Origin of the sequence: Litchfieldia alkalitelluris (assembly GCF_002153425.1) — a bacterium.
Classification (GTDB): domain Bacteria; phylum Bacillota; class Bacilli; order Bacillales; family Salisediminibacteriaceae; genus Evansella; species Evansella alkalicola.
Window position 1 is genome coordinate 3779599 of record NZ_KZ119600.1, and the last position, 15883, is coordinate 3795481.

At 33.1% G+C, this 15883-nt stretch carries 10 protein-coding genes; 1 reads left to right on the forward strand and 9 read right to left on the reverse strand.

From position 1 onward, the window contains the following. The first annotated feature begins 162 nt into the window (after positions 1-162). Positions 163-1203, forward strand: a complete 1041-nt coding sequence (locus tag BW724_RS18120) for a sugar-transfer associated ATP-grasp domain-containing protein (protein WP_088076549.1) — start codon at positions 163-165, stop codon at positions 1201-1203. 607 nt (positions 1204-1810) lie between these two features. Here BW724_RS18120 and BW724_RS18130 read toward each other — a convergent pair. The 9 genes from BW724_RS18130 to BW724_RS18170 all read right to left on the reverse strand — a co-directional run bounded on the left by BW724_RS18130 (position 1811) and on the right by BW724_RS18170 (position 15857). Continuing rightward, the gene (locus BW724_RS18130; protein WP_088076551.1) at positions 1811-2086 is read right to left on the reverse strand and encodes an acylphosphatase; all 276 of its coding nucleotides are present in this window, start codon (positions 2084-2086) and stop codon (positions 1811-1813) included. A gap of 114 nt (positions 2087-2200) precedes the next feature. Further along, positions 2201-3235 (reverse strand): ATP-grasp domain-containing protein, encoded by a 1035-nt coding sequence (locus BW724_RS18135; RefSeq protein ID WP_088076552.1) that lies wholly within the window; start codon positions 3233-3235, stop codon positions 2201-2203. 38 nt (positions 3236-3273) lie between these two features. After that, positions 3274-4980, reverse strand: a complete 1707-nt coding sequence (locus BW724_RS18140; RefSeq protein WP_088076553.1) for an ATP-grasp domain-containing protein — start codon at positions 4978-4980, stop codon at positions 3274-3276. Positions 4981-5054: 74 nt separating this feature from the next. Further along, positions 5055-6638 carry an acylphosphatase gene (locus BW724_RS18145; protein WP_088076554.1) on the reverse strand — a complete coding sequence of 528 codons (1584 nt, stop codon included), beginning with the start codon at positions 6636-6638 and terminating at the stop codon, positions 5055-5057. Between the two features lie 75 nt (positions 6639-6713). Further along, positions 6714-8303, reverse strand: coding sequence for an ATP-binding protein (locus tag BW724_RS18150; RefSeq protein WP_088076555.1), 1590 nt, complete (start codon positions 8301-8303; stop codon positions 6714-6716). Positions 8304-8338: 35 nt separating this feature from the next. Then, complete coding sequence (locus BW724_RS18155) at positions 8339-9220, reverse strand: hypothetical protein (RefSeq protein WP_088076556.1); 882 nt, start codon at positions 9218-9220, stop codon at positions 8339-8341. A 15-nt stretch (positions 9221-9235) separates the two neighbouring features. Then, on the reverse strand, positions 9236-10654 hold the full coding sequence (locus BW724_RS18160) for an ATP-grasp fold amidoligase family protein (RefSeq protein ID WP_235849089.1): 1419 nt from the start codon (positions 10652-10654) through the stop codon (positions 9236-9238). Between the two features lie 27 nt (positions 10655-10681). Next, entirely contained in the window at positions 10682-13348 is a 2667-nt protein-coding gene (locus BW724_RS18165; protein ID WP_235849007.1) for a glycosyltransferase, read from the reverse strand. Beyond that, entirely contained in the window at positions 13335-15857 is a 2523-nt protein-coding gene (locus BW724_RS18170; protein WP_088076558.1) for a glycosyltransferase, read from the reverse strand. Before BW724_RS18170 ends, BW724_RS18165 begins: the two co-directional genes overlap by 14 nt. Positions 15858-15883 lie beyond the last annotated feature (26 nt).

The window sequence follows — 15883 nt, forward strand, 5'->3', positions numbered from 1 at the left end:
TAATCTTTCAGAATATCTAGTGTTCCATACAAAATAGCGAGGAGCCAAATTAATATTAAAAAGACTAATAAAATACCTAAAGAAGGGTTTAAAATTTTAAAGACAAAAGAACCTAAGATCAAACAAACTAAGAGTAGTATTTTTAAATCAATAATTAGTAGATTGACTAGGATTGCCCCTGTTATTACACAGGAAATGCGAATATCTAATGAAAATAAATCAAAATTAGATAATGGAAATATTTATAATCAACAATCAAAGTTAGATACATTAGGGATTGATTCAACAAAAAAAGTTTATAGTGCACTAAAAGATAAGATTGACGTGACTTTAATTGATGAGGAATACATAAATGATGTCCAAAGATATTGGGAGAAAAGAATGGGAATTAAGATTGATCCTGTTTTTCATATATACATGCAGCAAAATTTTAATATAAAAAACAAATTCTTCCTACCTGAAGTACAATATAGATTAATACAGAAATCATTTAACGAAAGTAAAAAGACAGGGGCATATACTGATAAAAATTTATATGACCAAATTGTTAAGACCAATAGGCAACCTAAGATATATTTGAAATGTGTTAACCAAAGGTATTTTATAAATGTTAATATACCAATAAAAAAGACTCAAATTACTACTCACTTTAATAACATAAAGGACCAAAGTGAATTTATTATTAAGCCTAGTCGTTCTGCAAATGGCAGAAAAGTTAGTAAATTGATATTTGATAACAATAATTTCACGTTGAATAATAGAGTGGTTTCAATTAGTGAGTTAGAAGATCTTTATGGAAAAAACTTTGTAATTCAAGAATTAATTACTCAACATAGCCTGTTAAAATCAATGCACCCTTCCTCTGTAAATACAATAAGAATGTTAACTTTTAGGTGGAATAATGATATAACTCATTTAATGTCTTTTCTACGGATTGGTATAGACGGTGCTATAAATGATAATGCTGGAACAGGTGGCATCTGTATCGGAGTACAAGATGACGGTAAACTAAACTCTTTAGCAGTAGATGAATCTGGTAATAAGTGGTTAAATCACCCCACTACCAATTTTAGTTTTCAACAAGAGACATTCATTCCTAACTTTCAAAAATTTAAGGAATTTGTCATTGATCTTCATCATGATATTTTACACCATGATTTAGTTTCATGGGATATTGCTGTTGGCGACGACGGTGAACCCTGAGTATTGCGGACAGTTTGAGCCAGCTGTGCGGAGTTTTGAGCCACTGTATGCGGAAGTTTGAGCCAGTAATTGCGGAATGGTGAGCCACTACAAATATTTCGCTATAAATAGTGCAAATACCGTTGTCCGCCACCATTGACTTAACTTTTGACCGTGTTGAGGAACAATCGCAGGCTGCCATAAATAATGCCAATAGGCACACCTGCTCAAATATGGTAACACGGTCAATCCGATTCTAAGCATTCGCTGGTGGGGCCCCGCCCCCTTCCAGCAAATGCAAAGAATCGGGCGTTTCAGTCAATGGCAAGCAGCTCCGCTGTGGCTCTGACTCTATTCTTTAAAGAGCTGCTTACTATCAGTGGCTCTCGATCTCGCAAATGATGGCTCTATACTCCGCAATCGATGGCTCAAAACTACGCAGAAGTGGCTCAATTTAAATGCAATAATCAAACCCATCTTTATTGAACATAATTTCGCAGGGGCTATGTATATATATCAGATGGCAAGTATGAATCCTATATTTGGAAATAAAACAGATGAAGTACTATCTTACATTAAAGGTTTAAATAAAGCATAATAAAAAAGAACCTACAAAGGTTCTTTTTTATTATGCACTTTGCTTATATAAATTAAATAAAAAAGCCAACCATAGTTTCTTATATTCTTCTTCAATTATCTCTACAATTTCTTGGTCGTTTCTTTGCTTATATAAATATTCTTTAAATACAGCATTTGCTGATTCAGTACCAGCCACAACAACTGACAATTTGTTATTATCCAGATCTTCCACAAATCCACTCATCTTATTTTTTATAGCAAATTTCTTTAATTTACTTTTAAAAGAAACTTTATTAACTTTTTCACCTATAATAGTATAAGCCATAAATAAATTATTTTTGTTAGGTATGCTTGGAACTTTTAGTTCCTCAATTGAACCGTTTTCAACTTGCTGTCTTATAAGGTCATAATTGAAATAAAACTTTTCATTTCTTTTATTTTATTTTGAATTTGGAAAATACAAGTCAATAATTTTCCCTGGTATATCCCTAGCAATTCCATGAACTGGAAAAAGGTGTGCACCTATATGAGCCCTTGTATTTATTTCAATAATTTTCCCCTGATTATTTTCATCGATAATCATATCTAATCCACAATGAGCCATACCTACAGCCTTAGCCCCATCTATTGCTATATTTTTATTCTCTTCGGATAATGAATCAGTAAAATCAACGGAATCACCACCGTTAGGAAGGTTTCCTATCTCTCTTAGTATAACCTCTTCACCTTTTTTAGGAATACTTTCTATTGTTTTGCCTTTATCACTTAAAAATTTTATCATTTTATCATCAATAGCAATTAACCTTTTATATAAATGTGGATTTTCTTTTCTTTCTATGTTCTTAATTTCTATTAATTTCTTAATTGTTCTCATACCATCTCCAATTACATTTGCCGCTTTCCTTTTATAAACACCTACTACTTCATTTCCTATAACATAAACTCTATATTCGTTACCTTTTATATATTGTTGTAAAATAACTTCCTTGTAACCTGATTTTTCTCTCACATAAAACAAAGCTTCTTTCAAGTCATCTACATTCTTAATATTTAATACTACTCCTCTTCCTAGACTTTCATTTGCAGGTTTAAGTACTAACGGGAAACCAATGCTTAATGAGTAATCAAGTATCTCATTTTCCGTTGCTGAAACATTAAAATGTCTTCCCTGAGGTATTGGAACACCTGCTTCTAATAAATATTTGTTAGTTAGGCTTTTGCTTTTGCAAATATCACCTTGTTCCTTTGTAATAAAGTCCCCTTTAGAATTTGTAAAATGATGTTCCTTTATACCATCGTTTAATGAATACCTAATTTTGTATCGACCAGCTTTAATATAGACACCATAAAACTTTAATGTTAAACCTCTTCTCCAACCCTCAAGTGCAATTGAATACGTACTTAAGTCATTTCCTTTTGCTTTTTCTGGCAATGAGTTTTCTAATTGAGACAACCAGTTTTCTCTTTTGTTCATTCTATTACTCCCTCATTATAAACTGTTTAACTTATTTATTATCTTTTAATGTCTATAAACTTTAAGACGCTGCGAATTGGCTTGGTATACCTCCATGACCGGCTTCTTCTTAAACTATGGTATTTTGATTGAATAATATTTTTTTCTTCAATTATTTTTTTATTTTGATTTCGAACTTCTACTAGAAGAGATTTGTATTCCAATAATTTAATTTTAGCTTTCTCTTTTTCTTTCTTTTCATCTTTAAGCTTTTGTTCATAATTCTTCTTTTTCCTAATCTCACTGTTTAGTTTCTCTTCTAGACGATTAATAATTTTTGTTTTAGGCAAACTCTTGATTTGAAATCCTACTTTTATATTCCCTGAATATTCATTTTCTATCACTTCATTTACGATTGTATTGTCCGGGTTCTGATGAAAATTTGTTTTGAGATTATCTATATCATTTTGGCTATTCCCTGCAACAACTAAGATTATTTTATCTCCCTTAGAATCTTTAATAAAACCATGACACCCATTTTGAAGCACTTGACGCTTAATCCAATTTTTATACTTTGAGTTTTTTACTTCTCCGGATATAATAAATTCTTTAGCATATAACTTCCCAGCAGATATTGGCCGAACGATTACTTCTTTTGCAAGTCTTTTCTTCAAAGGTGATATAACTTGGTTAAAATCAAAGTAAAGAGTTGATCTTTCAACATTTCTAGTTTCAGGAAAATAATAATCTACAATTGGAGAGATCACATCCCTTGCATATCCATCAACTGGGAAAACATGAGGTCCTAAAGCAGGTTTTGTGTTTATTTCTATTACCGTTCCTGTATTCCCTGATGGACTTATAATCATATCTAACCCACAAAATGCCAAGTTTGGGATAGCATTGAAGGCTTTTATAGCTATTTCCTTAATCTCTGGGGTAAGTTTTTCTGTTACATCAATTGGATCGCCACCCATAGAAATGTTACTTTTATTTCGAAGGAATAATCTCTTACCCTTATCAAGAATACTATTTAGTTCATACCCTTCATCTTCTATTAACTTCAAAACTTCTTTATCTATATCTATCAAGTTTTTACTTAGATTAGGGTTTTTCTTTTTACTATCATTTTTTTGGGTTATTAATTCCTCAACCGAACTAACACCATCACCAATGATATTAGCTGGGACTCTATTTACAGCTCCTAAAATCTCACCTTTAATCATAAGGATTCTATATTCTTCACCTTTAATATGTTTTTCAACAATTACATCTTTGTAATTTAATTCATTTCGAACGTGCAAAAGTATTTCTTTAAATGATCTTTCGTTTGATATATTTGCAAAGACTCCTTTACCCGTTTTTTCAGACCTAGGTTTTATAACAACTGGATATCCTAAAGTGGCTGCGTAATTAATAATTTCAACATTTTCAGTAGTAGGGGCAAATCTTTTCCCTTCAGGAACTGGCACTTTTGCCGTACTTAGGTACTCCTTTGTAACGTCTTTATTTTCACTAATAAAATTTGCTTCTTCTGATGTCAAGTCCCCGTTAGAAGAGTCAAAAATATGCTCACTATTATTATTTTTGAGTGAATAACGTATTAACAGCTTGTTTTGAATATTATCTAACGCAAAGAATGTTACTCCTATCCCTCTCCTCCAAGCTTCTAGAGCTATCAAATAAGTACTTAGTCTATTCCCATAACCAGCTGTTGGAACAGCGCCTTTTAAATGAGGAAGCCAGCTTACATTTTGATTATCCATGTTTCATCTCCTATACATAAATTACCCTTAGTGACATAAAATTTAATAACCTTTAGAAACTATTCTTGTCATTTTTAGTCATTTTTAATCTTCTTTAAATTATCAAGAAGTAATCTTACAGGGGATGTATATCTCCAGATCCTACTATTTACGATATTTGTATATTTTTTATTCAATTTTGCTTTTTCGGTCTCAAGTCTGTCTAGTTCTTTCTCTAATTCTATAAGTTCTTCTGGCTTAGATTTTTTTATTTCAAATCCTATTTTTACTGGTTTATTCCATTCTTCTTCTTTGTATCCTGATATTTCAGCCTTTTCATTTCCACCAATAATAATTTTAGAAACATTCTTTACTTCACCTTTATTTGGTCCTGTTATAACTACTTCTAAGTCACCATTATCTAGGCATTCCGTGTAACCATGCAAATTATTATTCAGCACTTGCTTCCTAATCCATTTTCTATATCCCATGTTTTGAACTTTTCCAGATATAATAATTTTTCTTCCATACAATTTCCCCAGTGGTGCGGGAGATATTAGCAATTCTTTAACGGAACGACTTTTTAGAGGATCTAATATAGTATCAAAATCAAAGTATAGACCAGTTTTCTCAACTTCTTTTGTTTCTGGAAAGTAATAATCAATTATTTCTTTAGGTAAGTCTCTAGGTTCCCCAATCATTGGGAACAAATGCCCTCCAAATCCAGGTCTGGTATTAGCCTCAATGACTACTCCATCTGTTTTATCTTCATTAACAATAATATCTAGCCCACTAACTCCAAGTCCTGGTATTGCTTTAGTAGCATTAATAGCGATCTCTTTTAATTTGGGAGAGAGTTCATCAGTTATATCAACTGAGTCACCGCCAGTTGACAAATTACTAGTCAATCTTAAAAACACTCTCTCCCCCGTCTTGGGAACAGACTGTAAATTATATCCTGAAAGTTCAAGAACATGTTCTAGTTCTTTATCTATTTTAATTGGCCTACTTTTTAAGTGCGGATTATTTTTTCGGTATTTATTCTTTATATCAATTAACTGTTTAATTGTATTTTCACCATCACCAACAACATTGGCAGGTATTCTATTGAGTGCGCCGATAACTCTTTCTTCTAATACAATTATTCTATATTCATCACCAGGCTTAAATTCCTCTACTATTACATCTAAATAATTTAATTCATGCCTAACATGATCCAAAGCCTCCTTAAATTCAGATATATCTTTAATATTTGCAAATACTCCCTTCCCCCCATTAGCATCAATAGGTTTTAAAACTAAAGGGAATCCAAGGCTCTCAGCGTAATTTATAACTTCTTGATCCTCAACATTCTCTTCAAACCTTCTTCCTCTCGGTACTGGTACACCTGCTTTAGATAAATACTCTTTTGTTAAGTGCTTGTTATCACAAATTAAAAAAGCTTCTTCTGAAACTTTGTCACCTTTAGACGATTCAAATTTATGTTCTCTAACGTTGTTACTGAGTGAATATCTATATTTTAAGTTATTCTCATCACCTGTAATGGTAAAAAACTTAAGCGAAAGACCTCGTCTCCAACCCTCTAAAGCAATTGTATAAGCGCTCAATTTTTTTCCATACCCTTCAGTTGGAACAGCTCCTTCTAAGTGAGGTAACCATTTAACTTCATTCGATTGCATTGTAATCTCTCCCCATATACTATTTATTATTATTGTTAATTGGACACTACAGCCTTGATTATTAAAATAACTATTTTATTTTTTGAACTTAGTAATAGCATAGCTAAGCAGAGTTAACGGTTTAAAAATACTACTACTTTTAATATTTCTTATTCGTCTTTCGGTATAGTGGTTTTGCTTAATCATTAATTGTAAAGTCTTATACTTATTTTCTATATCTTTCTCCAACTCATAAGTGGTAATATCATCTTCATTTGATTTAATAATAAACCCCATATTAATTGGCTTCTCCCAAATAGTTTCTCTTATATCGTCATTACTAATACTTAATTCTTTCATAACTTTGTCTAAAAACACTCTAACATTTTTATAATCAGTACAGGCTAAAATAATTTCAAAAGAACTAGTAGATATTGTATTTATGAAGCCGTGAAATCCTTTTTCATCGGCTACTTTTTTAATAAAAGATTTATTTTTTTTATCAATAATTACATTATTAAAACAAAGGCGTTTTGCTACTTTAAATCCGTTAGGAGCTGGTACCACTTCATATTCAGTTGCTTGTCCATCATACAAGACCTTTATGACCTCTTTAAAATTATAGTAAAACTGTAATCCTATAGTTTTTACCCCTGCGGTCTCAGGAAAATAATAATCTATAATTGCACTAGGGACGTCTCTTGGTATACCTACTAATGGAAATAAGTGAGATCCTATACCAGGTTTTGTGTTTAGTTCGAGTATAACCCCAGTATTCTTGCTATTATCTATAATTATATCAACACCACATTGAACTAAGCCAGGTATAGATTTTGTGGCCTTGATGGCTAAATCTTTAATTGAATCCGATAAGTCATCAGTAACATCTATGGGATCTCCTCCTAATGAAACATTACTAACTGACCTAATAAAAATTTTTTCACCTTCTTTAAGAATACTATCCAAAGTATAACCTCGGGACTTAAGTAAAAAAGTCACTTCATCGTCAATAATAATTGGTCTATTATATAAGTGCGGAATCCTTTTTCTGTCTCTGTTTTTATCTTGTATCAATTGATATATGGACTTTTTTCCATCCCCAATTACATGAGCTGGAACTCTATTAATTGCTCCAACAATTTTATTTCCAATAACATAGACCCTTACTTCTTTGCCAGAATAAAATTTTTCCAGAATTATATCTTTACTACCTTTTTTAAATGATGAGAGTGCATTTTTCAGCATATGTTCGCTTTTAATATCAGAAACTACACCTTTCCCACCACTACCAGTTGTTGGTTTTAAAACCACTGGGTACCCTAATTTATTTGCATAGTTAACAATCTCATCAAATGAATCATTTATTTTAAAACATTTTCCTTTTGGAATTGGAATCCCCGCATTAAATAAAGTTCTTTTAGTAAGTTCCTTATTAGCACATATCTTAACAGCTTCTTCAGAAACTTTGTCTCCCATTGAAACATCAAAAGTGTGTTGAGATTTATCAGAGCTTAATGTAAATTTAAAATCAACCTTACCATTCTTAATCACTCTATGAAACCTTAACACTAATCCTCTTCTCCACCCCTCCAAGGCTATAGTATATAAGCTAACCTTCTCATCTGAAGATCTTAGTACAGGAACGATTTTATCAAGGTGTGGAAACCAATGATTATTTATATTCATTATAATTCTCCATCCTCTTTTCTTAAAGTAATTAATTATTTGGAGTTCAGAAACAATCTCCTCAGATAATTAATTCCCTTCCGTATGAAAAGGTTAAGTTTCCAAAGAATACTGTTTTCTAATTTAAACAATATATCTTTGTTATCTTTTAGTTTCTCATTTAGCAATATAATCTTCTTATTGAGGTAATCACCTTCATTAATTAATTTACATTTTTCCACATTAAAACAGCCGATATTCAAGTAATCATCATGATTGGTTTCGTACATTTTTAATTGTTTATTAGTCCTAAATTGTTTAAGTACAATTTGTTTAAGTCTATTTATATCATTCATATTTTCAGTTGCAATTATCATTTCAATATAATCATCTTCAACTCTTATATCATAAGTAAATAAATTTAATTTATTTACTTCCTTTTTAAGAGCGATCAAATGTCCAAGGTCATGTTCAACACCTAGTATTACTACCTTTGTAATTTCTAGTTCATTCTTAGGTATAGTTTTTACAGTAACTGAATTTGCAATTTTATTGTGAATGGGAATAAGTATAGGGGTTAAATCAAAGTATAGGTTTAAATTTTTTCTAATGAATGAACTCGGGAAAAAACTATCTATGACTTTTTCGCTCAATTGACATACTTTTCTATAGTTACTCACTTTCCTCTTTTGCGTCAATCCAAGAAAATACAATTCCTTATTTAGTGAAGTTAGTGAAAACATAACTCCACAATGTTTGTTATCATACTTACTTATATCATATTCATCATATAAATAGTCAGGTATAGTATGAAAATTTAAAGTCAATCCCCTTCTCCAGCCTTCTAATGCTACTTTATATGGATCCAGTTCCTGACTATCACAATTGAGGATTTTAGCAGTGATATCAGGAAGCCAATATATTGTTATATTTTCCATGATATTCGCTCCAATTTAAATAGTAGTTTTATATGATTTAAATTGTTTACCTTTGAATAGGTCAAAATTCAATCGAGAATCAGCGTCCAAATAGAGCAACCCTAGAAATTTATCTGTTTTATCATCAAACTCATCATAATTTCCAGGTTTAGGTGTGAACTCTCCAAAATAGAGTCCATCTTCTGTTTTGAGAAAGTCTATTCTAATGAACGGAGCTGGTACTTTCGAACTCAATGATTCAGCCAATTCTAAGTCGGACTCTCGAAACCCTTTTCCAGTGAATAGTTCATTGTCATATTTACCTGTTTTAATCATTTCTCCAGATGGAGTCCACCAGCAATATCTAAGCTTAGGGTGTCTTTCTATTTCAAGGACTAATCCAACTTTCCCATAGAAGCAATAAAACTTAAGGTCTCTTGCAGGAACTTGAGAATTCTTATTTTCGAGTAATAGTTCCTCGATCATCCATTCATCGTCCTGTACCCATCCTGCCTCTATGTCTTCTTTCATATTAGCTGTTAACTCTTCCCAACTGTTTAGTATTTTGCTTCTTTTTATGTCATATATTTTACTTTCATTAAATACGAGATAAACTCCCCTGGAACCAGCACCATTCAATGGCTTGATAACGATATTCTTCTGTTTTTCAATGGTGTTATATTGAAATATATCTTCAGAAAACCATGGTCTTTTAATACCTAAAGTATCAATAAATTTGTAAGCAAGAACTTTATCATCTAGTATCCATTCAGGTAAGTTCCCTCCTAGATATTTTTGTATTGCTCTTGTTGTTAGAGATGCACTGAATGAAGCAGCTTCAGCAATCTCTATTTCTGGTGAATGTTCTACCTCCCTAACAATAAACTCAGGAATTTCTTCCAAATTTAAAGTTTTTAATACTTTTTTATAAGCCAAAACCTTATAATCCTCTCGATCATGTTTGAAGAGTTTGGCTGCATATTTTAAGGAGGCGTTGTATTGTTTATCATTCATTTGTTTTGCTTGAATGAGCCAATCCAATTTCTCAAAGAAAGTTCCGTCTTTTTTGGTCTGTTTAAGATCTTTAGACAAATCAGTTTCTCTATCCAGAATTTTTTTGAGTCTAGTCACTTCTTGATAATGTTTGGTTTGAATTGTCGCCAATTCTTGTTTTAACCCTATCACTTCAGCACGAAGGGAAACATTCTCAGTACTCAACTCTGTGTACTTTTTAGAACTTAACCTAGATAAGAATGACTGCTGTCTAACTAGCCATTTTCGGAGTGGTCTTGAATATTTCCACTTTCGACTTGTAGCTAGCTTTTTAATCTCTTTTTTAGTTTTCAAATTTTCTCTTTGGAGTTCTTTAAGCTCTACTTCTTTTTTCATGATATCACTAACCAAAATCTCAACATTTCCATCAGAACTCGTATTACTATCGTGGAACCTATTCACCAAATGACCACTCCCCTCATAATAAACTTAGTCATGCTCTTGTAACCTTTTTTGATGTTTACTATAGCCAAAATTCTTTTCCACATAGTCATAAGCTCGCTTCACTTGATCAATATAATAAGCATCGTCTGCCATAATCTCATGTATCCTTTGCCGTACTTCCTTTGGTTTAGCGTATATTGCTGCATTACCAAATAACTCTTCATAGCTAGGGTCTATAATAACAGGGACACCTACTGCCATCGCTTCAAAGATTACTCTACCAAAGGCTTCAACCCAGTCTGGATGTGTATAGTAGACAAACACATCTATTTCCGATAAAAAGTCCTTTGGGTGAAGTTCACCAAACTCATGTACTTTCCAGTTTGTCGGTAGTCGTCCAATAATTTCTTTCGGTACATCAGCTCCCCCTAAAACGTGTATTTCGTAATCATTTGATTCAGGGTAGATTTCTAATAGTTCTTCTGGATCTGATGGCCATTTCACATATTGCGAACGTGAATGACGGCCTATTTTTATAACAGATGATTGTGAAGGAAAATGCTCTTTTCTTTTCCATTCACTTAGATCAATAATATTTACCCAGTAATTTTCGGACAAATTAATCGATTTTAATTGCTTAGAATGTTGATTTAATAAAGTTTCTCGAATCTTTGGCCCAATAGGATACCATACTCCCGTTTGACCAAAGTAATGCTCTAGATTCTGAACACATTGATTAATATTGTATAGAGTCCTTCCTTCCTCACTATATTCCCTTTTTGGCGGCTGATTTATAATCACTTTTACTTTGCCAGCTTCAACATTAGGAACATACTTCTGCAATTCTTGTAAAACTGGAGGGTGTCTCACAATTAGAACGTCACAACTTATATTTTCACCATAAACAACAAACTCTACTTCATTTCCATCAACAAGTTCACGAACTTTAGGGTTAATATCTTCCTCAGAATGAAAATCATAACGATTTAGTTGTATTAATCCTGTCTTCATTCCAAACTTCTTCTGTGCTTTTATTTCTTCTATATTGGACATGTTTGTCCCACCCAATAGTCTGAACTCAGATGCAATTACAACATCAAAATGGCGATTCTCTCCAACCTTAACCTTCCGTTTAGGTAACATAGGTTCTGGTACAGGGAACGGTCTTTTTGAGGGAGATAACTCATAGTTTAAGTTATTTGTATTATCGTGAAAATTCTTATAGCTATCTAAATACTCTTTTCGTGCTCCCATAAAAAAACCGTGATATCCAAAGACGCTATTACCAGTTAAGGAGCCTTTTGTCTGTCTCTGAAATGACAAAGGACCTGTCTCTAAATCCACTACTTTTTCATCTCCGAAGTATAGCTTAAGTCTACGTTTAAATTCACCATCTGCACCAAACCTAACTTCATCCCAGAAACCAATTGCTTCTAAAACTTTTTCACGTCGAAACATTAGGGAGGACATATTGGCAAACATGTATCCTGGTTTATTTCTACGGTAGAACACTAAATCCTCAGTGGCCCTCGCCTGTTGAGATGTATTTGCAATGACAGATTTATTTTTTATAAGGTGTGTAACTTGTACCTTTATTTTATCGGGATGAGACCAATCATCGGCATCGTTGACCGTAACAAAGTCTCCAGTCGCATTATTCAATGCAATGTTTCGTGCGACATATGCACCACCATTTTTCTTTGTTCTAAAGAGCTTCACTCTAGAATCTTTTTTTACATAATCCTCTATTATTGTAACTGTATTATCAGTACTACAGTCATCCACTATAAGAACTTCTATATTGCTCCAGCTTTGCTTTAAAATAGATTGAATGGAAGTATGAATGACATCCTCGGCGTTAAATACAGGTACAATAATAGAAACTTTCGGTTCAACCAAGTTGTCTTTTGTTTTAGCGACTATTTCATATCCTTCTATTTTCAATCTATCATATAAAGATTTTTCACCATCTATAACAGCACTGATGTTTGCTAAATTATATAAATTTAAAAGCTTATTGATCCACTTAAGACGCTCTTCAGGAGATTCTTCTAAACTCGCTCCTGCCAAAAATAGATCAGGGTGTTCTTCCATACGAAGTGCTCGTTGAATTACTTTTTTCCCCTTATCTGTTTCTTTAAGTATTTTGTAACAATCCGCTTTCATAATGGCTTCTTTCCTCAAGGAGACTTTGCTCTTGTCTCCTCTCATAGCTAACTTTAGGTAACGTAGGCATTTGTTTGCACCTTCTTCATTGCCTTGATTAGCATACCAGAGGGCTAGTTCCCAATAGGCCATTCTTTCTAAATAAAAGTTGTTTGTTGTTGATGCAAGTTCTTCTAAATCTCGCAGTGATCGATCAACAAATCCCAACTCGTATAAGGAATACTTCAGACGTTTTATTCTCTTTTTAGCAGTTTTTTCATTACCAGATTTAAATAGTACATACCAACTTTGTTTTCCCGTTAAGCAGAGTAATACTTTTCTTAGGAAGCTTACTCCCCTTTTAAGTCTTCTTAGAACTTTCCAGATTACACTTTGTTTTACTAGTTCAAATTCACGGTTCATTTGATAGAGTTCTTTTTTAAGTTCCTCATGACGTTTTTCTTCCATTGCAATATCATTTTCTAACTTATTCAATTCTTGTTCTAATTCTGCTTTCTTCAACTGTTTGGGGGTGAGTCCTTTTTTATCATTACTAATTCCTATCACTTAAGAACTCCTCCAGTCTAGATGCATGTTTTGAGTATCCAAAATGTTCTTCTACATAACGATATGCTTTTTCTACCTGTGACATATAGAGTGTTTCATTACTCATCAGCTTGCGTATCTCATTTTCAACGTCATCTATTTCAGCATAAATTGCCGCTTCTCCAAATAATCCCTTGTATTTAGGGTGAATAATAACTGGGACTCCAACAGCCATTGCCTCAAAGATAACTCGGCCGAAAGCTTCTACCCAGTCAGAATGCGTATAATAAACAAATACATCTAGTTCTGCTAAAAAATCTTTAGGATGTATTGCTCCAAATTCAGTCACTCTCCAATTAGAAGGCAAATCTTTCAGCACTTTCTTAGGAGAATTCGCTCCACCTAAAACGTGAACTTCATATTCCTTAGTTTCAGGATATATTTTAAGTAATGATTCTCTATCCTCCGGCCACTTTACATACTGGTCCCTAGAATGGCGTCCAATTTTTATTACTTGATTGTTAGGTAATGAATCCCGTTTCCATTCATCCACATTAATAATATTCATCCAATCGTTATCGGCCAATGTAACATAGTCAAGCTCCTCAGTATGATGATTTAATAATGATTCCCTAACAAGTGGCCCAATAGGATACCATGTACCCTTACTCCCAAAATACTGTTCTAAATGGCTAGCACAGTTTTTTAACTCATATAATGTTGTCCCACTTTCACTATAATCCCTCTTTGGTGGTTGATTCACAATGACACTTATATGCTTTGCTTCAACATGAGGAATATATTGCTGCCAGTCCTGGAGTATAGGTGGGTGGCGGACGATTAATAAATCACAGCTCACTTTTTCACCGTATACCACCATTTGGACAGAGTCTCCATCTAAAAGCTCTCTAACTTTAGGATTCATAGAATCTACGGAATTTAAGTCATATCTAGACATTTGTATTAATCCAGTACGTAAACTCCTCTCTTTTTGCGCTTTAATCTCTTCTATATTTGACATATTTGTGCCACCGAGTAGTCTAAATTCAGAAGCTATAATGACATCAAAATGTCTTATACCATTATTTTTGCTTTCACGGTTTGGCCACATGGGCTCGGGTACTGGGAACAATCTTTTCTCCACTGGAAATGGATAAAATAAATTACTGGAGTTTTTTTCATGATAAAACTCATGGGCTTCTGCATATTCTTTACGCACGCCAAAGAAGTATCCTGGAAATCCAAATGCAGAATGCCCTGTTAAGGACGACTCTGATTGGCGTTGAAAAGATAAAGGTGCAGTCTGGAGTTCAACTACAGATTTTTCTCCAAACACTTTTTTAACTCTTTTCACAAACTCAGAATCACCTGCAAACCTGACAGAATCCCAATAACCCAGTTTATCTAGTACAGGTTTACTTCGAAACATAAAGGAAGACATGTTACTAAAGACATATTCTCCTGGTTTTCCCCGTCTATAAAACTTTAGATCCTCAGTTACTCTTGCCTGCTGAGAGAAATTAGCCATAATATGTTTATTCTTAATCAGGTGATTTACCTGTGTTGCAATTTTCTCTGGATGAGACCAATCGTCAGCATCGTTAATAGTAATAAAGTCTCCTGTCGCTATCTTTAGTGCATGGTTTCGAGCTACATACGCACCTCCGTTTGAAACGGTTTGTATTAACTTGACACGTGAATCGTTTTTTTCATACTTCTCAACAACTGATACAGTATTATCAGAACTACAGTCATCAGCTACAATTATTTCGATATTTCCCCACGTTTGGTTTAACATAGATTCTATAGATGTCCTTATCATATCCCCAGCGTTATATGCAGGTATGATAACTGTAACTTTCACTTCACTATCAACTTTTTCAAGTGAACTATTTACTTGTATAGCATCGTAAGGACTTATGTCGTATCCAGATTTTAAGTTTACATTTTCGCATTCAAACAAAGATAATGCACGATTTATCCAAGGAAGACGTTCTTCTACCGTAGTTTCAAGGTTAGCTCTTGCAAAAAATAAATCTACATGAGCTTTTCTATTCAGTGCTTCCATGACACAGTCCTTACCACGCTCAAGCTCCCCCATAATGTCATAACATTCAGCCATTAAAACGGTAATTTTTCTAAAAAAATCACTGTCTTTTTCATTTAGGGCCAACTTTTCAAGTAGCGACACGCACTTAATAGCATGATCCTTGTCATATTGATTTGCATGCCAAAGTGCTAGCTCCCAAGAAGCTAGCTTTTTTAAATATACATCATCACTATTTGCTATTATTTCTTCCAAATCAGCTAATGCTCGATCTTTTATACCTAATGTATACAACCGGTACTTAATTCTTTCAATTTTTCTCAACTGCGTCCTTTTTTTTCCTGGTTTTATAATGCTCTTTAACTTTTCCTTTTGTTGCTGAGTCAATAAATTAGACAGATATTCTTTATGCTTTGTTTTAAGAGCCCTGTATAGTACCCAGTCTATCCCTTCAGCAATTATCTTTTTGATTACTCTTATCATCTCAACACCGCCAAAGCAATAATTTT